Source organism: Bacillus sp. FJAT-27445 (assembly GCF_001510665.1).
Taxonomy (GTDB): domain Bacteria; phylum Bacillota; class Bacilli; order Bacillales; family Cytobacillaceae; genus Bacillus_D.
Map to the genome: position 1 here is coordinate 390,542 of NZ_LMTI01000005.1, position 24,041 is coordinate 414,582.

The following is a 24,041-nucleotide window of genomic DNA, read 5'->3' on the forward strand; positions in this document are numbered from 1 at the left end:
CAAAATCAAGCCACCAGGATAATTCGATTCCCCGAAGGATCCTCGGTTACGAAAACGCCATCTTCTTCAGTGACATCCGCGCCAATCGCCTTCAAATTCGCCACAACGGCAGCCCTTGACTCATCGTCCGGAAGCACCAACGTAAAGGACTCAAGTCCAGCACTTTTTTTACCAGGCCGGGGAGCTCCAATGCCGTTCCACGTATTCAATCCAATATGGTGATGGTATTTCGCTGTGGAAATAAAGAGTGCCTGGCTTCCGTAACGATTCACAACTTCAAATCCTAAGCCTTTTGTATAAAACTCTTCAACTTTTCTCAGCTCTGCTACATGCAAATGGATATGGCCCATCACTGTTTCAGCAGGGAGGCCTTCCCACTTGGCGATTCCTCCGGAGAGAAGGCCGGCGAAATCCAATGGGTCAACAGCCATGTCGACTTCAGGCCCAGACCATTTCCACTCGGAAGGATCACGGTCAATATAAATCTCGATTCCATTCCCATCCGGGTCGGATAAGTAAAGAGCTTCACTGACGAGATGATCCGATGAACCAATTCGCTGGCCAATGTTCATAAAATGGCTCACGATACTGGCCAGGTCGGAGCGTTTTGGCAGCAAAAGGGCAAAGTGATAAAGCCCGGTCGTACCAGCCTGATTCGGTCCGACAGCTTCAGGCTGCTCTATTGTTAAAAGAACAGTCTTCCCATCAGCAGTAAGGTTCGCTTTTCGTTCATACTGATTCAAAACTGTAAAGCCAATGACTTCCTTATAAAAAGAAATGGACCGATTTAAATCCTGCACCTTCAAATTTACCTGCCCAACAAATGTTGCTGGCTCACGATGAAAATTCATAAACGTCACCTCCGTTGTTTGTTTTATTAGTAAGTTACTTTATGTAAGTAATTATATTTTTATAATCTCATTACGTCAAGTAGGTAAAATTATAAAAAGTAATTTAATATTTTTTAAAAATGGGTATAATGGGATGTAAGGAGCTGATCAAGTTGGATAAATCTATTTGCCCTAGATTCGAAAAAGCCATGGGTTTGCTGAGCCAGAGATGGACTGGACTGATCATTTACCAGCTCCTATCGGGTCCGCAGCGTTTCTGTGCCATTGAATCTTCCATCGGTATTAGCGGGAGGGTGCTTTCCGAGAGGTTAAAGGACTTGGAGAATGAAGGAATCTTAAAGCGCGTAGTCTATCCTGAAACTCCGGTTCGCATAGAGTACTCCCTGACCGACAAAGGCAAGGCGTTGGAACAGCTAATGAAAGACATTGAACAATGGTCACAAAACTGGCTGAAAGCATAATAACAGTTATTTCATAATGATAAAAAGGATACAAACAGGGAGTTGTTGATTGTCCCAGTTTGTATCCTATTTTGTCGTTCAGCGTGAATGTCATTACGAAAATAAGACAGAAAACGCAGCTTGATGTGTCGTTGATAATCAGGCTGAAAATTTAGTTGTCAGCAGAATCTTTTATACCGAAGAGCTGATAATCGAACTTTTTGGTTACAGATACCCGAACCAGCCCCTTAAAGACAGATTCATTATGAGACCTTCCTCCAATCGGTTAATAGAGAGGTTCTATAGACCAATTCATCATGAAAACTGCTTCCAACCGGTCTATGCCACTCCGGAACCTGTCCAGAAAGCCCCCCTAGAAATCTAATATAAGATCACTAGTAATAGGAGTTTCTTTTATTTTATCAGCAGGCTGTCTTTTTACTTTTTTTGTAAAAATAACAGGAATACCTCTATAAAGAACAGAATATAATACCTAAGTGATTTTTTTGATAATAAATCAACTATCCGATTTGGGGGAAGAAGTTTGAAGCTAACAGGAAGAGTTTCAGTATTTTTGTTTTGCATTTTCATAGGTTTGGCAGGATGCTCTGAACTGGTTAATGGGGGTAAAAAAACAGAGCCGAAGATAGAGGAATCGGCAGTCAGGCCAGCAACACCAAAAGTGGAAGAGCCTGCAAGAAAACCTTCGCCGGAGAAACCCGCGGCCGCAGTTGTTTATATAAAAGATCCAGCAATAAGCAATGCTATCTATGCGTTTATCCCAAAGGACATGGGATACGGCACCAACAACGAGCTTTACAAAAAGGAGCTTGAAAAATTGGCGCGGGAATTGGCGGCGGGGAAAGATGATCAGCCCGGATACGATCGGCGTGGCTCTCTCGACCGGATTGACTCCAACGGGAACATTATTAAAGGTGAACAGCGGGTGATTCTTGAAGAGGCCGAACTGGTGGAGAAAGTGCTGGCGGTTTCTAAAGAAGGCGGGGATGTTGTATTGCCTGTTTACACAACGGAAAGCATGTATGCGGCCGAGGATGCAGCAAATTTAGCTGAAGAACTGGTTGCTTCGTATACAACCAAGTTTGACAGCTCGGTTGCCGGCAGAGCGAAAAATATTGAGCTGTCCGCGCAAGCAATCAACAATGTAATTGTCGGGGAAGGGGATATCTTTTCTTTTAACACGATGGTTGGCCCAAGCGACGGGGCGCATGGCTATCAGCCTGCAAAGGAAATCGTAAACAAAAAACTGGTCATGGGAATCGGCGGAGGCATTTGCCAAACATCCTCCACCCTCTTTAACGCAGTCGACCAGCTGGGAGTCGAGTACGTGGAAAAGCATAATCACTCCTTAAGCGTCGGGTATGTCCCGGCGGGGAGGGATGCGACTGTTTCTTACGGAGGCCCTGATTTCCGGTTTAAAAACACAAGCGGCGCCCCGTTCGTTATCAAGGCCATTTTCGGCAAGGGCACTTTGACTGTGGAAGTCAGGACTACAAATAAGTTTAAGAATACTATTAAAAAACGTATCTAGTCCCTTGCTATATCCGCTATCCATTTTGGGAAAGTGGATATTTTTTTGCGTGGAAAAAGCCTGAATATAAATTATCGCTATTATACAACCCTAACTGAAATGTTAAAATGAGGAAAAGGGTGTTTGTGGCTTGTATTCTATTATTAATCAATATACTAGGTGAGGGAGGGTGTCTAATGAGAGTTTTATTGGAATTAATACGAATCATTTTGATATTTGGACTTTTAGGAGGTATTTTCTCTTCCGTTCTAAACTATTTCTACAAATCATTAGGTGTAACCCAATATGAATGGTTTGGTTCCTTGGCTATTTTGTTATTGTTGTTTGTTGCTTATAGGAATAAATGGCAATTTAAAGGTTGGTATAAGGGGAAAGGGAGAGAAATGCTGCCTCGAAAAACCACTCATTTTCTAATATCTTTCTCTGTCTTGTTATTAATTTTCCCACCAATTGTTGTCTACTTTTTACGGTAAATTACGATATGTTAAGGGAAACCTACTAAGTAGATCCCCCTAAATTTTTACGGAAATATAACATTTTCAACAGAGCGCAAATTTTAAGATGCCCTTAGGTTACCTGCACGTATTCACACGATCCAAATCGTATAGATCATTAATGCCGAACTGGTCAAATCTCTCGGTAAGCTCGTCAATGCCATGGTCCATCTTAAATTGCATCTCCTCAAGATAGATAGGGAACACATTGTAAATATTGATTAGTTTGTCTTCCCTTACTTTTAGCCGGAAAAATTCACTATCCACAATCGTTGGCGGAATCAGCAGGGAGGCACAGAGCTTCGTACCATCGATAAATGGCTCAATCGGGTTTCCGTTTTGCAATGTGTGGCCGTAAGCAAGCCATGTCTTATACTCATGAGGGAAGCGGGCCAGGAACTTCATATTCCCGATCGGCCAGTAATTCCGTTCATCCTTGAATCCCTCTTCGGATACATCGAACTCCTCTGGCAAAAAGCAAGCGAGTTCTGCGTATTTCCAGGCTTCCGCGCCATCCGGCACAGTCATCGCTAGGTCGCTCATTCCATGTGTGATCATCGTATGGTAGGGCCGCTCTTTTGTAGGAGCTACATGGTAAACATCCACATGGACGATATTCGAGATTACTTCATGAAACACCATATTGATTTTCCCTATGTGTTTTTCAATATGCTCCTCAAATTTCTCCTTCGCTTCCGCATCAAAATCCCTTACTCCCTCGAACTTTGTTGCCACCGAATCGTACTTGTACACTGGCGCCCCGGATTTCGAAACCTTCTGCTTCTTCTTAAAAAACCACACACTTATTGCCCCCTTAACATTATTTGTATATAGATATTTCTCCGGCGCTTTTCTGAAATCCTGCAAACCTGCAGGGGAGAAAAGGCGTTTATTTTTGTAAAACTACATGATTTAAATAAACTAATAAAATTTTCATATAATTCTTGCTTTTTGAAAATTCTTTTAATATAATTCACTTTAATTCCTGAAAACGTAACTTAAAAACAGATACACTACTCAATATGATATTTCGCTTAAAATAAAATACTGAATTAGGAATTAAAATAGGAAAAAAGTATCGAATGCGAAATGGGGACTGGGTATGAAGTATGAAGTTGATGAACTGGATAGAGGCATAATCAAACATTTGGCAAGAGATGGGCGAATGTCATTTACAGAAATAGCGGCAGCATTACATGTGACCGAAAAGACAGTTCGCCTGCGTTACAAAAACCTGCTTGATAACGGGATTATGGGAGTATTCGGGGTCGTCAACCCTGTTGCCATCGGAGTAAAGGCAGGGGCGATTATCCAATTGAAAGTACTGCCTCAAAGAGTGAAGGAAGCAATAGAAGAACTCAAAAAGTTCCGGGAAATCCGCTACATAACCATGACTTCGGGCCCGTATTCAATTTTGGTACAAATTGCAGTCCCAACCCAGGATGACATTACGGGAACCCTTTTAAAAATTAATGAACTGACTTGCATCACTGAAATGAATTCAATCATTCAGCTCGAAGTGTTCAAGAATTCGTACGAATACTATTAAGGAGGCGGGGGACGTTGATTGAACTGTTAAAAACACTGACAAGCTTATCCGGGCCCTGCGGTTATGAGCATTCAGTATCCTACTTCCTAAAAGAATACCTGCAGGACAGGACAGACGAGGTTCAAATAGATCCAATCGGCAACGTAATTGCCAGGAAAAAAGGTACAGGGCCTGGCCCCACTGTGATTCTGACTGCCCACATTGACGAAATCGGCTTTATCGTCAAAAAAATCGAACAGAACGGATTATTACGGTTCGAGAAGCTTGGCGGGAATGATGACCGGATACTATTGGCCCAGCCTGTAAAGGTGATGGGGGACGAGGGATTGTTATCCGGCATCATCGGGACCATGTCCGCTCACTACGTGAAGTTTGATGATGCATCAACAGTGAGAAGGCACAGCCAGCTATACATAGATATTGGTGCTTCTTCAAAAGAGGAAGCAGAGCAAATGGGCGTGGAAATCGGAACGCCGATTACCTGGGGAACAGAGCTCGTCGTTTTCGGGCCGGAACATTCCCCGAAGGTTCGGGCCAAATCGCTTGACGACCGGGCGGGCTGCGCAGTCCTCCTCCAGGCGCTGGAAGAAGTACAAGATGAGGCGTTTGCCGGGGAGCTCATATTCCTTTTTGCCGTCCAGGAAGAAGTGGGCTTAAGAGGAGCAAAAACAGCTTCGGAACATCTTCGCGCCGATGCAGCGATCGCCGTTGATACAACGGCTGTCAGTGATACTCCGGAAGAAACAATGGACCAGAGCCTCGGACTCGGACGGGGAACCGGAATCAAAGTGATGGATTTCAGCCTCATCGTCCATAAGACGATGAAAGATTCGCTTGTAAAACTGGCAAAAGAGCAGAACATCCCATATCAGCTTGAAGTATTCCCAGGAATCGGCACAGATGGCGGAGCCGTCAACTATGCGAACAAGGGAATTCCTACCGGCGTACTCTCTATCCCATCAAGATACGCCCACTCACCGGTAGAAGTCATTGACCTAAAAGACCTCGAAGCCACAAAGGATTTGCTCAAAGCATTTATCCTAAGCCTAAAAGAAAATCAGAAATTTGAATTTTAATAAGTAAAGAGAGCAGCCAAAGGCCCTCTCACTACATAATAATTTTAAAATATTCGAATTACGGGGGAGAAAAAATGAAAATCTTTATTTCGGCAGACATGGAAGGCATTTCTGGAGTCGCAACAAATCAGCAACTAAAAACACCATCGGAATACCAGCGTTTCCGCAAATTGATGACAGCGGATGTAAATGCCGCAATTGAAGGGGCATTTAACGGTGGAGCGACCGAGGTCGTTGTCGCGGATGGACACGGAAACATGTCGAACATCATCATCGAAGAGCTCGACCCACGAGCCCGCCTCGTTTCCGGAAACAACAGGGTAATGTGCCAGCTGGAGGGGCTTGATGAATCATTCGATGGAATCATGTTTGTCGGTCATCATGGCCGTGAAGGCGGCTCCGATGTAGCCGTAATTAGCCATACGCTGGCCGGGATTTGCGTCGAAGAAATGAAAATAAACGGCAAAGTTGTCGGCGAAACAGAAATGAATTCCTTTGTAGCCGGTTCACTGGGTGTCCCGCCGTTGTTCATCAGCGGTGATGACGCTTATGTGAAGGAAGTGCAGGAAACCCTGCCGGAAGTAGAAGGAGCCGTAACGAAAAGGGCTGTGGACCGATTCGCTGCAGAGCTACTCCATCCTGAAGTGGCACGCAAGGAAATCCGTGAGAAAGCCGAAGTGGCTGTTAAAAAAGCGAAGCAGGCAAATCCTCTTACGCTTGGCGAAGGCCCAGTCACATTCGACTTGAAATTCAAAGGATCTCAGCAGGCCAAAATGACAACGACCCTGCCAACCGTCGAACTGACGGGACCAAAGAGCATCCGGTTTACATGCGATGACATGGTCACTGCCTACAAGCATATGTGGGGCTGCGTCATCATCGCGATGACAGCAACAAATGGCGTACTTGGATCGGTGAATGCTTAAGTAGTTTAATAGAGAAACGCTTTAATTTAAAAAAGCAAATCTTCTTTTTTGGAAGAATCGCCATCAATTGATAGAGAATCGTCCGCAATAACCAATACATGTAGCGAGGTGAATGGAGATGTACATTGTGAAAAGGCTGTTAACGATGCTTTTGACAATTTGGGTCATTATCACGTTAACCTTTGTCATCATGAAATTTATACCTGGAGATCCATTCGCATCGGATGCAGATGTCCTGCCAGAGGAAGTTTTGCAAAACATTCGGGCGAAATACAATCTGGACGAGCCTCTTCCGGTCCAGTACGCTCTTTATTTGAAAAACCTTGCGATGTTGGACCTCGGCCCATCAATTAAATCGCAGACCCGCTCGGTGAACAGCATTATCGCGGACGGTCTCCCTGCTTCGGCAACTCTGGGGATACAGGCGCTTGCCATCGCTTTGTTCTTTGGCCTGCTGCTTGGAATCATCGCGGCGCTCAACCATAATAAGCCAATCGACTTCCTGGCGATGATGATCGCGATCCTCGGAATTTCGGTGCCAAGCTTCATTTTGGCTCCGCTTTTAATCAAATATTTCGCAGTTGAATGGCGGATGCTCCCGGTTGCCTCGTGGGGAAGCTTCCAGCACAGCATCCTGCCATCAATCGCACTCGCGGCTTCTCCAACGGCGGTAATCGCGCGTTTTATGCGTTCGAGCATGATTGACGTCATGAACCAAAATTACATCAAGACAGCCAATGCAAAAGGCCTTTCCACCCCTCGGCTAGTGGTCAAGCATGGAATCAGAAACGCGATCCTGCCGGTCATTACCTTTATTGGCCCGTTGGCTGTAGCCCTGATTACAGGGACATTCGTCATCGAAAAGATTTTCGCGATTCCCGGCCTTGGAAAGTATTTCGTAGACAGCATTTTCAACCGGGATTATCCCGTCATCCTCGGGACGACAATCTTTTTCAGCACCATTCTTGTGGTCATTCTGTTCCTGATCGATATTTCCTACAGGCTGATTGACCCAAGGATCAAACTGACGAGCGGAGGGAAGTAACATGGAGGCAAAAAAACTAGAAAGCTCACTATTTGTTGCTGTCCCCGCCGAAAAACGAATTGTCGACCCGATCCAGCGGCCGTCCCTCAGTGTTTGGAAAGAAACGCTAATGAATATTATGAAAAACAAATTGGCCGTCCTCGGCATGTCCATTCTCGTCGTGATCCTGTTTTTTGCTATTTTTGGCCCGAAAATGGTCCCATACAGCGCTTCCGGCCAGGACTTGACGAATGGGAACATGGCACCGGGCAAGCACTGGTTTGGAACCGATGACCTTGGCCGGGATATGTGGGCGCGCACGTGGTACGGGGCAAGGGTCTCACTGACGATTGGATTCGTAGCAGCCCTAATTGACTTGGTTCTAGGAGTAACGATTGGCGGAATCGCCGGATATATGGCGGGAAGAAGCAAGAAGGGTGACCGGGTAGATAACATCATTATGAGGGTTATTGAAATTCTTTACGGAATACCTTACCTTTTGATCGTTATTTTGTTGATGGTCATTATGGAGCCTGGAGTAATATCCATTATTATCGCTCTAACTGTTACTGGCTGGGTCAGCATGGCGAGGATTACTAGGGGACAAATCCTTCAATTGAAATCACAGGAATATGTGATGGCAGCGGAAAAGCTTGGAACGTCCCATGCGAAAATCATCCTGAGGCACCTTTTGCCAAACGCGCTTGGCATTATCATTGTCAACCTGACATTTACTATCCCGCAGGCCATTTTCGCCGAATCCTTCCTAAGCTTCCTTGGACTTGGTGTACAGGCTCCGTTCGCAAGCTGGGGGACGATGGCAAATGACGCGCTCGGGGTCATTTTGAGCGGGCAATGGTGGAGGCTATTCTTCCCTGGGTTCTTGATTTCCCTGACAATGTTTGCATTTAATGCATTCGGGGACGGACTCCAGGATGCCTTGGACCCAAGAAACCGGAAATAGGAGGGAACAATTGTGAGCCACTTACTCGAAGTAAAAAACCTCGAAGTAAATTTTAAAACATACGGCGGTGAGGTAAAGGCAGTCCGCAATGTTTCCTTCCATGTGAATAAGGGCGAAATCGTCGCCATTGTGGGAGAAAGCGGAAGCGGAAAGAGCGTTACTGTCCAGACGGTAATGGGCCTCATCCCGACACCGCCTGCGATCATAAAAAATGGACAAGTCCTTTATAGAGGAAAGGATCTTCTGAAACTATCCAACCGTGAGATGCAAAAAGTGAAAGGTTCAAAGATTAGTATGATCTTTCAGGACCCGATGACATCACTTAATCCAACAATGAGGATTGGCAAGCAAATTGAAGAAGGGTTGATTGTCCATCAAAAGCTTGGGAATAGAGATGCAAAAAAGCGGGCAATTGATATGATCCGCCTCGTCGGCATTCCTAACCCGGAAGAGCGGTACAACCAATATCCTCACGAATTCAGCGGCGGGATGAGGCAAAGGGCGATGATTGCAATCGCGCTTGCCTGCAACCCTGAACTTCTGATCGCTGATGAGCCGACGACGGCACTCGATGTAACCATTCAGGCACAGGTACTTGATTTAATGAGAGATTTAAAAGAAAAAACCGATACAGCAATCATCCTTATCACCCACGACCTGGGGGTTGTTGCTGAAACCGCCGAGCGGGTTATTGTGATGTATGCAGGAATGATGGTCGAGAGCGGAACCGTCCGTGAACTCTTTGAAAATCCCCGCCATCCATACACATGGGGGCTTATGGAATCCATTCCGGATCATACGAGCACTGAAAAGGAGCGTCTCATTCCGATTGAAGGAACACCGCCGGATCTTTTTTCGCCGCCGGCGGGATGCCCTTTTGCTCCAAGGTGCAAATACGCGATGGAAGTATGCCTTTCTGAAATGCCCCCTGCTTTTGAAACAGAGACAGGGCATTATGCTAAGTGCTGGCTAAACGACCCAAGGGCCCCGAAGGCTGAAGACCTTGTGGCTGCAGGGAGGGAAAAATGATGGCCGAAATTCTCGAAGAAACAGCACGTAAACAGGCTGCTTCATCCGATATACTGCTAAAGGTAGAAAACCTGAAGAAATATTTTACGATCAGAAAGAATCAGTCCGTTAAGTCGGTCGATGATATTTCGATTGAAATCAAACGCGGGGAGACCTTTGGACTGGTCGGTGAATCGGGCAGCGGCAAGTCGACTCTCGGCAAAACCATTGTCGGCCTGCAGGATCCCACTGCCGGCAGAATGTTTTACAACGGTGTGGACCTGAGTACGCTCGGAGGGAAGGAAAAAGCAATTGCCAACCGGGAAATGCAGATTATTTTCCAGGATCCGCATGCTTCCTTGAATCCAAGAATGCGCGTCGGCGACATCATCGCTGAAGGCATTGATGCCCACGGCCTCGCAAAAGGGAAGGAAAGGCAGGAGCGCGTTTACGATTTGCTAGAACGCGTTGGCCTCCGCCCTGAGCATGCGCGAAGGTATCCGCATGAATTCAGCGGCGGACAGCGGCAAAGGATCGGGATTGCAAGGGCGCTTGCCGTCAATCCAAAGTTCATCGTTGCGGACGAACCAATTTCAGCGCTCGATGTTTCCATCCAGGCACAGGTCATCAATCTGATGGAGGACCTGAGGGAACAGGAAGGATTAACTTACTTGTTCATCGCGCATGACCTCGGGATGGTCAAGCACATCAGCGACCGGATTGGAGTGATGTATTTAGGGAAAATGATGGAGCTCGCGAGCAGCAACGATTTATTCGCCGAGCCACTCCATCCTTATACAAATGCATTAATGTCCGCGATTCCTGTCGCGAAACCAGGCGCCGCGAAAAGGGAAAGGATTGTGCTGCAGGGGGATCCCCCGAGCCCGGTCAACCCGCCAAGCGGCTGCCGATTCCGTACGAGATGCCCGCATGCCATGTCCATTTGCGCCGAAGTGATTCCCGATTTCAGGGAAGTTCAGCCGGAGCATTGGGTGGCCTGCCATCTATATAACGAAAGATAAACATCAAAGGAGGAAGGGAAAATGAAAAAATGGGTTTGGATGTTAGCTGCCCTTATGGTACTCAGCTCTGTTTTAACTGGCTGTTACGGCGGCGGAAAACAAAGTTCATCATCGGCTTCCGGGTCGAAGGATAGCACGAAAGGAATTAAGCAGGAACTTGTTTTGAATGCAATTAACGAGCCGCCTGCTCTGGATCCGGCAATGGCTACGGATACAACCTCCGGATGGATTTTGGATCACACATTTGAAGGCTTGTACACAAAAAACAAGGACGGCAAGCCGGTCCTTGGTACAGCGAAAGACGTCAAAGTATCCGATGACGGCAAAACGTATACGTTCACCATCCGTGATGATGCGAAATGGTCGGACGGTTCTCCCGTAACCGCGCATGATTTTGAGTACAGCTGGAAGCGTACAATGAATCCGGAAACAGGGGCTCAATTCGCATTCTATATGTACTACATCAAAGGCGCTGAAGAGTTCAACAAAGGGAAAGGCACAATTGATGATGTCGGTTTAAAAGCAACCGATGACCATACCCTCGTCGTCGAACTTAACAATCCGCTTGGCTACTTCGAGGAACTTTTGACCATGTGGACATTTTACCCGGTCAAAAAGGACCTTGTCGAACAGAACAAGGACTGGGCAGGCGAAGCTGAAGGCTATGTCAGTAATGGCCCTTTCAATATGACTCAATGGAAGCATGACAGCCAGGTTGTCGCTGAAAAGAACGATCACTATTATGGAAGCAAAAACATCAACCTGAAAAAGGTTACCTGGAAAGTCGTGAACGACGCAACAACCTATTACCAAATGTACAAAACAGGGGAGCTTGACCTGATTCAAACTATTCCGACAGACGTTGTAGAACAAGAAAAGAGCAACAAAGAGTTTCAAAATGTTCCTTACTTTGGAACATATATGTACATGTTCAACGTTAGCAAAGAACCGTTCACCAATGCGAAAGTACGCCGTGCATTCGCAATGGCAATCAACCGGGAACCTTTGACGAAGAATGTTACCAAAGCAGGGGAAACCCCGGCATATGCATTCGTTCCATCAGGAGTGGAAACATCCAAAGGCGATTTCCGTGAAGTTGGCGGCGAATACTTTAAAGAAAATAGTGAAGAAGCTAAGAAACTTTTACAAGAGGGGATGGCGGAAGAAGGCTGGAAGACACTGCCTCCAGTTACCGTAATCTACAACACTTCCGAGAACAATAAGAAAGTATCCGAAGCGGTCCAGGAAATGTTGAAGAAAAACCTTGGAATTGACGTCAAGCTGGCCAACCAGGAATGGAAGACCTATCTTGATACAACTCTTCAGGGCAACTTCCAGATGGCTCGCATGGGATGGATTGGCACACTGCTGGATCCGGTTGTCATCCTGGATTATTACCTCGGCGATAGCCCGAACAACCGTTCACGCTGGGTAAACGAGGAATACGACAGACTGATGGCGCAGGCAAAGGCTGAACAAGATCCGGACAAGCATTTTGAACTCCTTCATCAGGCAGAGGATATCTTGATGGAAGAACTGCCATTTGTACCTGTTTACCATTACACCAACACCTATCTGACTTCACCGAACTTCAAGGATATTGTGTATCCTTTCAACCGCCTTCCAAACGTGAAGTGGGCGAAAAAGGTTTCTGAATAAACGGGTGGCCGTTTTGTAAAAAATGCAGGAAAAAGCGCTCTAGTCGCTTTTTCCTGCATGTTGGTTAAGGGAGGGAATATGTTGGCCAGGAAAAGTACCGTTTTTCTTCTATTAATTATGGCATGGTTAATTGCAAAACCAATCCTGTCTTTGTCATGGTTGGAGATCATCAATCGGTCGTTTTTGGCCGGCATCATTTTCCTTTTGGCGAGTGCTATATTTTTGATTTTAAAAACTGGATTCCTTGGCCTGTTTTTGGATGGCTTCCATAAGCTAGGCTCATTCATCACCCCAAAGTCCAGGGCAATGGAACGGGAAGACGAAAGGGCCAGGGAGGACGAAAGCCTCGCTGAATTTAAAGGAAGCCTACTTAGTAAGCTCTCCACCTATACGTCATTAATCGGATTAAGCTCCATAAGCGCATCATTGCTTGGATTGCTAATCTACTATTAAAAACCGGCCCAACCAGGTGCGAACCTGTGGTGGCCGGTTTTTTTGTTAAGGAAACTATGAAATCCTTGATCTAAAGGCAGTTTGTGGCGGCCAAGGGCAAAAATCGGGGTTAGAAGTTGCGCTAAAACCATTTAGGTGACACCAAAGGGCAAGTATTCGGTTTACCAGTAATGTAAAATCCGTTTGAGTGACATCAAAGGGTCAAAACCTGGTTTAGTTGTCACTCAATCCCTGTTCAAGTTTCAAACCGTACACCCCTTTTTTTGGAAAAATAGTAACCGGGCGGGTGTATCGGGTAAACTTTATTGGATATCCCCAACATTTTCAATTTTTTCGCCCACTTTTTCGAAGATATCACCCACATTTCCAATTATATCGCCCACTTTTTCAGTTATATCGAAAGCTGTCACCTTTTAGACACAATTACACTCAAGCTCGGATGCGTGAAAGCAAATCGCCAATATAACGCAAATCCCATTGTGGCCAAACTTTTTAATTCCGGCGAAAAATGGTATAACCAAATATATAGTCGGATTAAAGGAGATAACAGAAATGCTGAAGACGAACATGGAAAAACTTTTGAAGAAAAACGAGCCCTTATTTGCCGAAGAGATAAAGTACGCCGAAAAACATGGCTTGATCGAAGAAGGAACAGTAAGCGAAAGAAACCCTGTCGAGCGATTTAAAGATGCATACATCGAACTGAGTGACAAGGAAACGGAGCAAATGGTTTCAAAAGGCGGACAGGAATTATTGCAGCAGCCTATTTCCTTTTTAAAAAAGAACCTAAACCAGTTCATTTATGTGGAGTCGCAATGGTTTGAGCTGGTCGATGTGGACGCAGTGGTCTTCGAAGTGGATGATGTTTTCCGGAATTACCAGGCCCTACTCGGATTAAAACTCCAGAAGAAATACGGGGAAGCCCTAAACCAGCTTTTACAGGGAAAATTCGAATTTGCAAAGAATGACTACAGCCTTATGTTTGACGGAGGCGAAGGAATCTGGAATTTCAATTTTTCACTTGAATCCTTAAAGGAATTCAATGAAGAACGCTCAATCGACGAGACGTTGAACTTTGTTTACAGATTTTTATTTAGCCTGCTCGAAAGTGTGGAACGCTAATCTTTGGATCTAAGCAATGTATTTCTCAATAGAAATTGCATTGCTTTTTTTATGGAAAAAACGGGTTGACATGGTAAAGATTTTCAATTATTATCAATAGTGATAATAATATCATGAGTATTTATTTTTTTACACTAATGTTATCAATTTTGATAATGAACATCAGAGGAGTGTTATTCAGAATGGAATTTGACCGTACTAAACTAATTCTGCACCCAGTTCGGATGAAGATTCTCCAGTCCTTGGTGAATGGCCGGCATCGAACAGCATTTGAGCTCCTTGACCATATCAAGGATGTGCCCCAGGCAACCTTGTATCGCCATTTGAACAAACTGCTGGAAGCGGGATTTATTGAGGTGGTTCAGGAAAACCAAATCAGGGGCACAGTTGAAAAAGTATATGCCTTAAAACAAACAGCTCAGACACGGTTAGACACTATAAGCAAAGAGCAGCATTTCGAGTTATTTTTCACCTTTTTGGCGCAATTGATGGGAACGTATGAACAATATCTATCGACTGATTACGATTTGCTAAGGGACGGAGTTTCCTACCGCGTGGCCAGAATGCATCTGACCGATAATGAATTCATGGATCTAGCCCAAAATATGGGTCGCCTGATAGGTGAGGCAATGAAGAATGAGCCATCCGATGAACGGAAGCCGCGAAATCTTGCAACGATTGTCATTCCGGAAAAAAAATAAACGAAGAGAGTTAATGGAGGGGATTGGGATGGAAAAAGAAGTTATGTTTGGGGAGAAAAATCGGATTTACGGAACATTGGCAATGCCGGCGGGTGAAGGGGTACACCCTGCCATTCTAATAATTGCCGGGTCTGGGCCGCTTGACCGGGATGGAAATGTTGGAAAAGGCAAACTCACGACAAACCTTTATAAGGACCTGGCCGACTTCTTCACTGGACTTGGGTTTGTTACGCTTCGCTATGATAAGTGGGGAACAGGCGAGCGGGAAGGCAACTGGATGGCTGCAGGAATGTGGGATCTCGTGGAAGATGCCCGTACTGCGGTAGAATTCCTTCAAGCCCACCCGAATGTGGATAATGAAAGGATCATCATAGCCGGTCATAGTGAAGGAACGATCATTGCCACTGCTTTGGGTGAATCCATGCCACTGGGTGGAGTTATCTTCCTTTCAGGCGGAGTCGACAACATGTCTGAAGCACTAGAGAAGCAGAGGGCACTTGGGAATAAAGAATTGTTCGCAAAACCTGTTATTGGGAAGCTCCTTAAGCTGTTGAAAGTAGAAAAAAAAGGTGAAAAGCAGGCAGTCAAGGTGATGGAGAAATTCAAACAGTCCAAGGAAGATATCATTAGAATTCAACTCTTCTTTAAACAGCCGGCAAAATGGTTCAGGGAACATGATGCATTTAATACGCGTGAAGCCTTGAAATCGATGAACTGTCCCGTCATCGCCATAATCGGTGATAAGGACGCTCTGGCGGACAAAGAAGTGCTTTCAGAACTTCCATCCCTCGTCCAGGGGAAAGCCGAGGTAGCCATTATAAAGGACATGGAACACGGCATGCGCATACAGACTGAGGAACTCAGCATTTTAAAAGCAGGCAAGAGGTTCAAAGAAATCTTAAAACGCCCGCTTCATCCAGAGGCATTGGCAAAACTCGAATCATGGCTGGATGAAAATTACCTGGGCATCAACCATAAAGAGGATGTAGGCTGAGCCAATTTTAAGGATAAGGTATGAGATTGAGCATCACTGCGGGAGATTTTATTCTCCCGCTTTTTTTGCGTTGAAGAACATGAAACGAATGAATCAAAGCTACAAGAACCTATTTTTCAAGAAAGACGAAACTATATGTAAATTGGAGTTGACTTAATGTATAGTTTAGTTTACATTAAGTATATAAAACTATACTTCAAGTAAAATAAATTAGACAAGAGGTGAATACATGACGTATCAAGAAAAGAAAAGCATCGTGTCCATGATTAGCACATTCCTCATTTTTACCGCTTATTGCCTGTACATGTACCCAAGGCATCCGGGAGGGGGTCTTGAATCGGCGGAAACCTTTCACTACTGGGGCTCCTTCGTCCTCATCCTGACTTTGTTTTCAATAGTCGCACATATTATGATTAGCATTATTTTTAATATCATCTTTAGAATAACGACCAAAGAAAAGGAACCGAACTTCGAGGACGAACTGGATAAATTTATTGGTTTGAAGGCGTTTCGGAATTCATTTTTCGTGTTTGTCCTCGGTTTTCTTTTCGCAATGGGTTCACTGGTCTTTTTTCAGCCGTCTCAGGCGATGTTCATGATCCTGATTGCTTCAGGATTCCTTGCCGATATCACAAGCACCATGACAAAACTTCATCACTACCGGAAAGGAGTGTAACCGTGGGTAAAAATCTTGTCGGCAATCATATCCGCAAATTACGATTCAACCATGATGAAATGACTCAGCTGCAACTGGCTGACAAGGTGGGTGTTACAAGACAGACGATCGTGGCACTCGAAAAAGGAAACTACTCCCCATCCTTGGAACTCGCTTTCCGCATTGCCCATGCCTTTAACTTGCCGCTGGAAGAAGTGTTTTTTTATGGGGATGAACCAAAGGGGTAAGACTATTTGAATCTGTTGAAAGAAGGGGAGAAAATGAGTTCAAACAAAAATGCGGCAAAAATTGTGGGAGTACTGTTTATCCTCGCAGCGGTTACTGCGGTAATAGGCCTTAAACTTTATGATCCTATACTAATTGGGCCCGATTACCTGACAAAGGGTTCCGAACATGCCAACCAGGTGGTACTTGGTGCGGTAATGGAGTTAATGCTTGTCGTATCCGCAATTGGTACTGCTACGGTGATGTTTCCGATTTTAAGAAAGTATAACGAGACAATCGCGCTCTGGCATGTTTGCTTCAGGTTCCTTGAAGCGATTGTCATTACGGTTGGCGTAATCAGTGTTCTTTCCCTGTTGACCTTAAGCAGGGAATTCGTAGCAGCAGGAGCCTCCGTCGATCCCACTTCATTTCAAGCTTCAGGTACTGTGTTAAAAGCAATACACGATTGGACGTTTATGCTTGGTCCCCTTTTCATGCTCGGCATCAATACGGTGATGTACAGTTATATTTTTTACAAAAACAGGCTCGTTCCAAGGTTTATCTCAACCCTGGGTCTGACCGGGGGAGTATCAGTCTTCATTTGTGCCCTGTTGGTCATGTTTGGCGTCATTGAACAAATTTCTGTTTGGGGCGGTATTTTGGCAGTGCCCGTAGCAGCGAATGAAATGATCCTGGCAGTCTGGCTTTTAGCAAAAGGATTCAATCAACCTGCACTCGCTTCACTTTCAGAGCGGAAAAGCGAACAGTGCCTGTCACTCCCCGAATTTTCTTGATACACAGAATATTTCACGAATATACCGCTACACCGAAAGCCACTTGCTGTTGAGCAGGTGGCTTTTTTAGGGAGAAAACTACAGCGTTCAATATGTATCTAAAGTGAAAAAATCCGCTTTTCCTCGAGAGGAAAGCGGATTTTTATGGTTTCGAATGGATTGTACGACTGGATTCTTTATTCTATGGAAATAGCAGATTCGCTGATGTCTTTAAATTAGGCTCTTACATCAGTAACAACGGCCTAAAAGGAATCATACTTTGTTGAGGAGAGTATACGAATTATCTGATGGATTTATATGCCCAAACTGATTATTAATTCATTCAGCTCTCACGACAGGTGTCGGCTTAACCTGATAAATAAATACAAAGGAGAGGGAAAAATGCATAATTTTCAAAATCCATTGCAAGGCTTGGAAATGGCCCCGTACCAAGCTGGTGAGTTAACTTACCTGAATCCTTATAGTGAGGATGTTCGTTTTGGCCGTTGCGGAGGTTTTGGCCGTTGCGGTGGCTTTGGCCGTTGTGGAGGTTTTGGCCGTTGCGGAGGCTTTGGCCGTTGTGGAGGTTTTGGTGGTTGTTTTGGTGGTGGTTTCGGTTGCGGTAGTTGTTTCGGTTTTAGTTGCGGTGGTTGTTTCGGTTTTAGTTGTTTCGGCGTTGGCTTTTGGATTTAAAAAAATTAGTATTTTACCAAAAAAGTGTCCCTGCGAGCTTATGGCAGGGACGCTGCTTTTTTGGGTATTCATATAGGACAAATAAAACTACATAGAATAATAGTGCAGAGTTGCGATGATTAGAACTAAGGAGGAGCGGAATGACAAAACTTAACTCGTCAACAAGGCTGAAGGTGAAAAAAGATACATTTTATCTGCCTGATCCAGAAGGTGGTGTGTATTTTAGAAATAACGAGAGCTCATTCCGAATGAAAGGCAGTACGATTTATCAGTGGATTGAAACACTGATGCCGATGTTCAACGGGGAGCAAACATTGGGAGAATTAACAGAGGGACTAACGGCCCAGTATCAGACCAGAGTATATGAGATTGGAGAAACGTTGTACAAGAATGGTTTTGTCCGGGATATAAGTCAAGATCGGCCACATGAATTAAATTGTACGGTTCTTGAAAAATATTCTTCGCAAATTGAATTTATCGAGAATTTTGTAGATTCAGGAGCATACCAATTTCAGGAATTCCGTCAGGCAAAAGTTCTGGCAGTCGGAGCTGGTCCCATTCTAGTGTCATTGGTGGGTGCCTTAATTGAATCCGGCCTCCCTAAATTCGATTTTCTGGTAACAGAATCGATGCCTACAAACCGGCTGCGGATTTCTGAGCTAGTGCAGAATGCCCGTGAAGTCGACTCTGAGGTGGGGGTTAAGGAGGTCCCATTTGAAAAAGGGGAACACAACAGTTTTTGGAATCAAGCTGTTAGAGACTATGATTGGGTTCTATATGTCTCGCAGGATGGGAATGTAAATGAGCTAAGAAGCCTTAATGATGTTTGCAAGGAGGAAAGAAAGGTATTCCTGCCTGCCATATGTTTAGAGCAGGTGGGACTATCTGGTCCAATCGTTCATCCAGAGTCAGATGGATGCTGGGAGTCTGCATGGCGCCGCCTTCATCACTCTGCTGTTGGAGTAGATCAGCAACCTAACAACTTCTCTTCAACAGCTGGATCCATTTTGGCAAATGTACTTGTCTTTGAATTTTTCAAGAAGGCTGCAGGCATTGCAAGTTCGACTCAAAGCAATCAAATTTACATGCTAAATCTTGAAACATTGGAAGGTAACTGGTTATCATTCATTGCACACCCGCTGGTTACATCTACAAATATAACTCCAAGTCTGTTAGAGGACCTTGATTTAAAGATTGAACATGAATCCAACAGAAATTCTCCACCTAGTAAACTACTGAATTATTTTAGTCTGCTAACTTCTGAAGAGATAGGAATTTTCCATACATGGGAAGAACGAAATTTGACACAGCTTCCTCTGGCACAGTGTTATGTTCAGGCAGTTAATCCAGTTTCCGAGGGGCCATCAGAACTTCTTCCCGAAGTAATTTGTACTGGTTTTACACATGAGGAAGCAAAACGGCATGCCGGTCTGACTGGTATTGAAATGTATGTTTCACAATTGATCGATAACTCGAGCATTCCAGAGGGTCTTATGGGTATAGGTGCAGGAGAAACAATCGAAGAGGCCGTTTGTCGAGGGCTGCAAAGCTATATGGATGAAGAATTAAAAGAAAGGAAGGGAGACCAACAGGGCACGATTTTGGAGTTGCAGCAAGGACTAATAGAAGATCAGAAATGCAGATTTTATTTAAATGCACTGACCACCTTAAATGGTACATCAATCATCGAGTTGAAAGAGGACATTCTGGGCTTCCCTGTCATACGGGTAAGGTCGAATGGCCAATGGTTCACTAAGGCAGGTTTAAATTTAACGTTTGCATTACGAAATGCATTACAACTAGCACTTTTAGATACTCAAAACCAGTCACATTCAGCAGTTGAAAGGCAGAAAAAAGAGCCAGCCGCTTTTCTGGAAAAAAAGAAATCCAGACTCCACATTCCTTCCTGCGATGAAATGACTCAATTAGAGCTATTACAATCTGCCATTCAGGTCTTAAAAGAAAACAGAAAATGTATATTTGTTTATGATCTTTCGTTCGAACCGTTTTTAAAAGAGGAACTGGCAGGGGTATTTGGTGTACAGGTTCGAGAGGAGGAACCTTAATGGCAGCCCAAATTATAATGGATGGAGAGGGTTTATTAGCGGATTTTGTCTATAACCAATTATCCGGAAGCTTTCCTCTAAAGCGCCAAAGTATAGTAGAGGACATTCCGGCTGACACAGAATTAGCTCTAGTGCTCCACGATTCCTGGCATCCATTGGTTCATCAAAAAGCGGAGGAAAGATTTAGGGAAGCAGGTATCCCATGGCTTCGTGGTTTCGTTTCGTTTGGGGAAGGAATCATTGGTCCATTCGTACGCCCAGATACACCGGGATGTTCCTGCTGTGCTGATATCCGGCTTATAATTGCGGGGCTAGATCAACAAGAGATGGTGGCGTTTCAAAGGAAAATGGCAGCAGGAGAACGTCCGCCGCGAGATGCCTGGGCATCGCATACCGGATTATCTCTAATGGCAGATTTGATAAGTAATGAAGTGCGGAAGATTCTTCAAGATGAATCCAGTACTTTAGGAGAAAAAGTGTTTATCACAAACCTAAAAGCGCTATCAACTTCAAGTCATTTTTTCTTACCAGACCCATCGTGCCCGGTATGCGGTTCATTACCAATTGATACATCAGAATTAGCTCAAATTCGGTTACAATCTAGTCCTAAAATAAACGGTGTTGGTTATCGCAGCCGTTCGATGGATGAATTGAAAACTGTGCTAGTCAGAGATTACCTCGATTCCCGTACCGGGATTATGAATGGAAAAATGCAAGATTTTAGGCTGCCGTTTGCTGATGTTTTAGTGGTCATGCCTTTGTTTGGAGGAAACGAGGGAGTAGCAGGGCGGACTAATTCTTATGAAATAAGTGAGCTGACTGCCATTTTGGAAGGCTTGGAACGATATTGCGGAATCGAGCCTCGAGGAAAAAGGACAGTCGTTCGTGATAGTTATCACCATTTAAAAAATAACGCATTAAATCCCACAAGTGTTGGTGTTCATGAATCCGAACAATATGAAAAGCCTCATTTTCCTTTTAAAAAGTTTAATCCAGATTCCCCAATGGATTGGGTCTGGGGTTACTCAATTTTACAAGAGCGCCCCATTCTGATTCCAGAGTTACTCGCCTATTATAGTTTAAGCTGTGGGAAGGGCTTTGTATATGAAACATCAAACGGATGTGCAATAGGGGGGAGTTTAGAGGAAGCCATTTTTCATGCGATCATGGAGGTAGTTGAGAGAGATTCATTTTTATTAACGTGGTATGCCAAGCTCCCCCTTCCTCGGCTTGATTTTCGTTCTGCAAACGATACGGAATTACAGCTGATGGTGGACCGTATTCATGAAGTGGCCGGCCATGACCTTTATTTTTACAATTCAACGATGGAACATGGAATTCCAAGCGTTTGGGCAGTGGCAAAAAACAGAAGCTCCAAGGGTGTAAACATGATTTGTGCAGCAGGTGCAAACCCTGATCCTTTAAGGGCTGTAAAAAGCGCGATTTTCGAGCTTGCAGGAATGATGTTTAGGGATGATGAAAAGTTGGAGACAAACAGAGAGAAATATGTAAGGATGCTAAAAGATCCGTTCGCAGTCCGGACCATGGAGGACCATGGTATGTTATACGGGTTGAAAGAGGCAGAGGAACGGCTGAATTTTTTATTAGATGATCATGGCCCTTTACGTACGTTTGCTGAGGAATTTAAGAAGCCGCCGGTAAATAGCGATTTAAAGGATGATCTTCAGGATATCCTTCGTAAATTCCGGCGCTTGAATCTTGATGTGATTGTGGTTGACCAAACTACCCCTATCATTAAAAGGAATGGATTGTTCTGTGTAAAAGTAATTATTCCCGGCATGCTGCCAATGACATTCGGGCATCACCTTACCCGCGTGAAAGGTCTTGAAAGGGTACTCACGGTACCCATGCAGCTGGGATTTGAGAAGAAACCATTAACGTATGAACAGCTTAATCCATTTCCCCATCCATTCCCATAGTGGAAGAGCAGGAGGACAAAAGATTTGGAACTAGACACATTTATCCACCAACTGCATTTTGAAACGGAAAAAATCTTTCCGCCAGATTGGAAGGTTGAATGGGAAGACGCGCCACTTCCCTTTAAATTATATCGTGGCTTACCAGAGATTCCTTTAACCGGTGAAGTGCCCTTAACTCTAAGGAAGAGAGAAGATAATCTAAACCCTAGTCTGGAAGAGCTTGGCCATTTCTTATGGTATGTATACGGCCTAACTCAATTCTCTCAATCTCCTTTAATTGATGAATCCAATGGAAAGAATGCGAGTTTTATACATTCGTTACGTAGGTTTGTTCCCTCAGGAGGGGGATTGTATCCTAACGAATTATATGTGTATGTAAAGCTGGATGACGCTCCAACAGGAATCTACCATTACGATGTGGCGCATCATCATCTTATATTGTTGCGGGAAGGAAATTACGATGACTATTTATCCAGAAGTCTTGGGAATAGTTTTCCTATTTCGGATTGTTTTTGCACCGTTTTTGTCTCAACGGTTTTTTGGAAAAATTTTTATAAATACAATAATTTCTCATACAGGCTCCAAGGGTTAGATGCAGGAGTGTTAATTGGGCAATCCTTAGAAGTAGCCAATAAGATAGGGTTCTCAACACGGGTATGTTATCAATTTCTTGACCGGTCTATTAATCATTTGCTTGGATTATCCGAACAGGAGGAAAGTGTATATGCGGTCATCCCATTAAGCACGAAACCATCAGTCCCTTTTGCTGACAACGAAAATAGCAAAGAAGTGGTTTCAGCATCTGAATTGTCCCGGGAAGTTCCAGCGTTGTATCATGTTTCCTATAATCGTTCAAAGAGAGTCATTGATTATCCGATACTGAGAAAGATTAATGAAGAATCGATGTTTGAAACAACGCAGTCCTTTGTAAAATTAAAGAAAAATAATGCTGAGGCTTCCTTAGGTACGGATTCGGTCTTGTTGCCATTTACCGAGTGTTTTTCGTACGATATCGCATCTGTCTGCAGGGAGCGGTATTCTCCTGGTATTGATTTTACGTTAGGAAAAGTGAGCCAAACACATTTATCTACTTTATTAAAAGAAACATTTTCTTTCCCTTATCAAAATGATCTTGACCATACACAGGGACAAATTGAGACTCGTGTTTCTTTATATGGCGGTTTTTATAATGTAGAGGGAATTCCCGATGGTGCCTATTCTTATGACAATGGCACTCATGCACTTCGGAGAATAACCAAGGGGGATAACCGGGAGTTTTTACAATCCGGATTAACCATGCCCAATGTTAATTTGTATCAAGTTCCACTCTGTATGAATGTAGTTGGAGACAAGGATCATCTCAAAGAGTTATTGGGGTATAGAGGATACCGTATTCAACAGATGGAAGCGGGCATTCTCGTGCAACGGCTGCACTTGGTCTCGGGTGCTTTAGGAATGGGGGCGCATGCATTATTGGGGTTTGATGTGAACCATAGTGATGCGCTTTTCAGGACTGATTCGAAAGGGAAAACCAGTTTAATCCAAATTCCCATCGGATCATACCGTCCACGCGCCTGGTTAAGAGGGAGTTTGCATAGCTAAAAAGCGAACAGTGCCTGTCACTCCCCGAAATTTCTTGTTACACAAAATGTTTCACGGATATACCGCAACACCGAAAAGCCACTTGCTAGCGAACAGTGCCTGTCACTCCCCGAATTTTCTTGTTACACGAAATGTTTCACGGATAGACCGCAACATCTAAAAACCACTTGCTGATGATAAGCAGGTGGTTTTTACGTTGCAATGATAACTGAACTTTCGTAAAACGAAATTTTTCTATTCAGAACATTCACA

The 24,041-nt window shown here is 44.3% G+C and carries 24 protein-coding genes; 22 read left to right on the forward strand and 2 right to left on the reverse strand.

Going from position 1 to position 24,041, the window contains the following annotated elements; translation table 11 throughout:
* Positions 1–5: 5 nt before the first annotated feature.
* Positions 6–851 carry a VOC family protein gene (locus AR337_RS16620; RefSeq protein WP_059173130.1) on the reverse strand — a complete coding sequence of 282 codons (846 nt, stop codon included), beginning with the start codon at positions 849–851 and terminating at the stop codon, positions 6–8.
* Positions 852–1,003: 152 nt separating this feature from the next.
* On the opposite strand from AR337_RS16620, the gene AR337_RS16625 reads away from it, so the two are divergent.
* The 3 genes from AR337_RS16625 to AR337_RS16635 all read left to right on the forward strand — a co-directional run bounded on the left by AR337_RS16625 (position 1,004) and on the right by AR337_RS16635 (position 3,316).
* Positions 1,004–1,312, forward strand: a complete 309-nt coding sequence (locus AR337_RS16625) for a helix-turn-helix domain-containing protein (protein WP_059173131.1) — start codon at positions 1,004–1,006, stop codon at positions 1,310–1,312.
* A 523-nt stretch (positions 1,313–1,835) separates the two neighbouring features.
* Entirely contained in the window at positions 1,836–2,843 is a 1,008-nt protein-coding gene (locus AR337_RS16630; RefSeq protein ID WP_059173132.1) for a VanW family protein, read from the forward strand.
* A 176-nt stretch (positions 2,844–3,019) separates the two neighbouring features.
* On the forward strand, positions 3,020–3,316 hold the full coding sequence (locus AR337_RS16635; protein ID WP_059173133.1) for a hypothetical protein: 297 nt from the start codon (positions 3,020–3,022) through the stop codon (positions 3,314–3,316).
* A gap of 99 nt (positions 3,317–3,415) precedes the next feature.
* Here the strand turns inward: AR337_RS16635 and AR337_RS16640 are convergent, their stop codons facing one another.
* Positions 3,416–4,138, reverse strand: a complete 723-nt coding sequence (locus AR337_RS16640; protein ID WP_082687025.1) for a suppressor of fused domain protein — start codon at positions 4,136–4,138, stop codon at positions 3,416–3,418.
* Between the two features lie 301 nt (positions 4,139–4,439).
* Between AR337_RS16640 and AR337_RS16645 the strand changes: the two genes are divergently transcribed.
* The 19 genes from AR337_RS16645 to AR337_RS16735 all read left to right on the forward strand — a co-directional run bounded on the left by AR337_RS16645 (position 4,440) and on the right by AR337_RS16735 (position 23,789).
* On the forward strand, positions 4,440–4,886 hold the full coding sequence (locus tag AR337_RS16645) for an Lrp/AsnC family transcriptional regulator (RefSeq protein ID WP_059173134.1): 447 nt from the start codon (positions 4,440–4,442) through the stop codon (positions 4,884–4,886).
* Between the two features lie 14 nt (positions 4,887–4,900).
* Positions 4,901–5,962: a M42 family metallopeptidase gene (locus tag AR337_RS16650; RefSeq protein ID WP_059173135.1), complete on the forward strand. Its 1,062-nt coding sequence runs from the start codon at positions 4,901–4,903 to the stop codon at positions 5,960–5,962.
* 74 nt (positions 5,963–6,036) lie between these two features.
* Positions 6,037–6,888 (forward strand): M55 family metallopeptidase, encoded by an 852-nt coding sequence (locus AR337_RS16655; protein WP_059173136.1) that lies wholly within the window; start codon positions 6,037–6,039, stop codon positions 6,886–6,888.
* A gap of 118 nt (positions 6,889–7,006) precedes the next feature.
* The gene (locus AR337_RS16660; protein ID WP_059173137.1) at positions 7,007–7,933 is read left to right on the forward strand and encodes an ABC transporter permease; all 927 of its coding nucleotides are present in this window, start codon (positions 7,007–7,009) and stop codon (positions 7,931–7,933) included.
* Position 7,934: 1 nt separating this feature from the next.
* Complete coding sequence (locus AR337_RS16665) at positions 7,935–8,876, forward strand: ABC transporter permease (protein ID WP_059173138.1); 942 nt, start codon at positions 7,935–7,937, stop codon at positions 8,874–8,876.
* Between the two features lie 12 nt (positions 8,877–8,888).
* Positions 8,889–9,905 carry an ABC transporter ATP-binding protein gene (locus tag AR337_RS16670; RefSeq protein ID WP_059173139.1) on the forward strand — a complete coding sequence of 339 codons (1,017 nt, stop codon included), beginning with the start codon at positions 8,889–8,891 and terminating at the stop codon, positions 9,903–9,905.
* A complete protein-coding gene (locus AR337_RS16675) occupies positions 9,905–10,906 on the forward strand; it encodes an ABC transporter ATP-binding protein (RefSeq protein WP_059173140.1) in 1,002 nt (333 codons plus the stop codon). The genes AR337_RS16670 and AR337_RS16675 overlap by 1 nt, the downstream gene beginning before the upstream one ends.
* A gap of 21 nt (positions 10,907–10,927) precedes the next feature.
* Positions 10,928–12,565, forward strand: a complete 1,638-nt coding sequence (locus tag AR337_RS16680) for a peptide ABC transporter substrate-binding protein (protein WP_059173141.1) — start codon at positions 10,928–10,930, stop codon at positions 12,563–12,565.
* An 81-nt stretch (positions 12,566–12,646) separates the two neighbouring features.
* Positions 12,647–13,018, forward strand: a complete 372-nt coding sequence (locus AR337_RS16685; RefSeq protein ID WP_059173142.1) for a DUF3899 domain-containing protein — start codon at positions 12,647–12,649, stop codon at positions 13,016–13,018.
* Between the two features lie 552 nt (positions 13,019–13,570).
* Positions 13,571–14,140, forward strand: a complete 570-nt coding sequence (locus tag AR337_RS16690) for a hypothetical protein (protein WP_059173143.1) — start codon at positions 13,571–13,573, stop codon at positions 14,138–14,140.
* 182 nt (positions 14,141–14,322) lie between these two features.
* Entirely contained in the window at positions 14,323–14,841 is a 519-nt protein-coding gene (locus tag AR337_RS16695; RefSeq protein WP_059173144.1) for a helix-turn-helix domain-containing protein, read from the forward strand.
* 28 nt (positions 14,842–14,869) lie between these two features.
* Positions 14,870–15,835 carry an alpha/beta hydrolase gene (locus AR337_RS16700; protein WP_059173145.1) on the forward strand — a complete coding sequence of 322 codons (966 nt, stop codon included), beginning with the start codon at positions 14,870–14,872 and terminating at the stop codon, positions 15,833–15,835.
* Positions 15,836–16,064: 229 nt separating this feature from the next.
* Positions 16,065–16,511: a hypothetical protein gene (locus tag AR337_RS16705; protein ID WP_059173146.1), complete on the forward strand. Its 447-nt coding sequence runs from the start codon at positions 16,065–16,067 to the stop codon at positions 16,509–16,511.
* A 2-nt stretch (positions 16,512–16,513) separates the two neighbouring features.
* Positions 16,514–16,738, forward strand: coding sequence for a helix-turn-helix transcriptional regulator (locus AR337_RS16710; protein ID WP_059173147.1), 225 nt, complete (start codon positions 16,514–16,516; stop codon positions 16,736–16,738).
* Between the two features lie 33 nt (positions 16,739–16,771).
* Entirely contained in the window at positions 16,772–17,509 is a 738-nt protein-coding gene (locus tag AR337_RS16715; RefSeq protein ID WP_059173306.1) for a DUF4386 domain-containing protein, read from the forward strand.
* A 417-nt stretch (positions 17,510–17,926) separates the two neighbouring features.
* Entirely contained in the window at positions 17,927–18,181 is a 255-nt protein-coding gene (locus tag AR337_RS16720; RefSeq protein ID WP_367576264.1) for a hypothetical protein, read from the forward strand.
* A gap of 140 nt (positions 18,182–18,321) precedes the next feature.
* Positions 18,322–20,247 (forward strand): putative thiazole-containing bacteriocin maturation protein, encoded by a 1,926-nt coding sequence (locus AR337_RS16725; RefSeq protein ID WP_059173149.1) that lies wholly within the window; start codon positions 18,322–18,324, stop codon positions 20,245–20,247.
* A complete protein-coding gene (locus AR337_RS16730; protein ID WP_059173150.1) occupies positions 20,247–22,187 on the forward strand; it encodes a TOMM precursor leader peptide-binding protein in 1,941 nt (646 codons plus the stop codon). The genes AR337_RS16725 and AR337_RS16730 overlap by 1 nt, the downstream gene beginning before the upstream one ends.
* A gap of 24 nt (positions 22,188–22,211) precedes the next feature.
* On the forward strand, positions 22,212–23,789 hold the full coding sequence (locus tag AR337_RS16735; RefSeq protein WP_059173151.1) for a SagB family peptide dehydrogenase: 1,578 nt from the start codon (positions 22,212–22,214) through the stop codon (positions 23,787–23,789).
* Positions 23,790–24,041: the final 252 nt, after the last annotated feature.

Excerpts from the sequence above, each read along its gene's own strand:
- AR337_RS16620 (WP_059173130.1), bottom strand. The coding sequence starts at position 851 with ATGAATTTTCATCGTGAGCCAGCAACATTTGTTGGGCAGGTAAATTTG.
- AR337_RS16635 (WP_059173133.1), top strand. The coding sequence starts at position 3,020 with ATGAGAGTTTTATTGGAATTAATACGAATCATTTTGATATTTGGACTT.
- AR337_RS16645 (WP_059173134.1), top strand. The coding sequence starts at position 4,440 with ATGAAGTATGAAGTTGATGAACTGGATAGAGGCATAATCAAACATTTG.
- AR337_RS16655 (WP_059173136.1), top strand. The coding sequence starts at position 6,037 with ATGAAAATCTTTATTTCGGCAGACATGGAAGGCATTTCTGGAGTCGCA.
- AR337_RS16660 (WP_059173137.1), top strand. The coding sequence starts at position 7,007 with ATGTACATTGTGAAAAGGCTGTTAACGATGCTTTTGACAATTTGGGTC.
- AR337_RS16665 (WP_059173138.1), top strand. The coding sequence starts at position 7,935 with ATGGAGGCAAAAAAACTAGAAAGCTCACTATTTGTTGCTGTCCCCGCC.
- AR337_RS16675 (WP_059173140.1), top strand. The coding sequence starts at position 9,905 with ATGGCCGAAATTCTCGAAGAAACAGCACGTAAACAGGCTGCTTCATCC.
- AR337_RS16680 (WP_059173141.1), top strand. The coding sequence starts at position 10,928 with ATGAAAAAATGGGTTTGGATGTTAGCTGCCCTTATGGTACTCAGCTCT.
- AR337_RS16690 (WP_059173143.1), top strand. The coding sequence starts at position 13,571 with ATGCTGAAGACGAACATGGAAAAACTTTTGAAGAAAAACGAGCCCTTA.
- AR337_RS16695 (WP_059173144.1), top strand. The coding sequence starts at position 14,323 with ATGGAATTTGACCGTACTAAACTAATTCTGCACCCAGTTCGGATGAAG.
- AR337_RS16700 (WP_059173145.1), top strand. The coding sequence starts at position 14,870 with ATGGAAAAAGAAGTTATGTTTGGGGAGAAAAATCGGATTTACGGAACA.
- AR337_RS16705 (WP_059173146.1), top strand. The coding sequence starts at position 16,065 with ATGACGTATCAAGAAAAGAAAAGCATCGTGTCCATGATTAGCACATTC.
- AR337_RS16715 (WP_059173306.1), top strand. The coding sequence starts at position 16,772 with ATGAGTTCAAACAAAAATGCGGCAAAAATTGTGGGAGTACTGTTTATC.
- AR337_RS16720 (WP_367576264.1), top strand. The coding sequence starts at position 17,927 with ATGGCCCCGTACCAAGCTGGTGAGTTAACTTACCTGAATCCTTATAGT.
- AR337_RS16725 (WP_059173149.1), top strand. The coding sequence starts at position 18,322 with ATGACAAAACTTAACTCGTCAACAAGGCTGAAGGTGAAAAAAGATACA.
- AR337_RS16730 (WP_059173150.1), top strand. The coding sequence starts at position 20,247 with ATGGCAGCCCAAATTATAATGGATGGAGAGGGTTTATTAGCGGATTTT.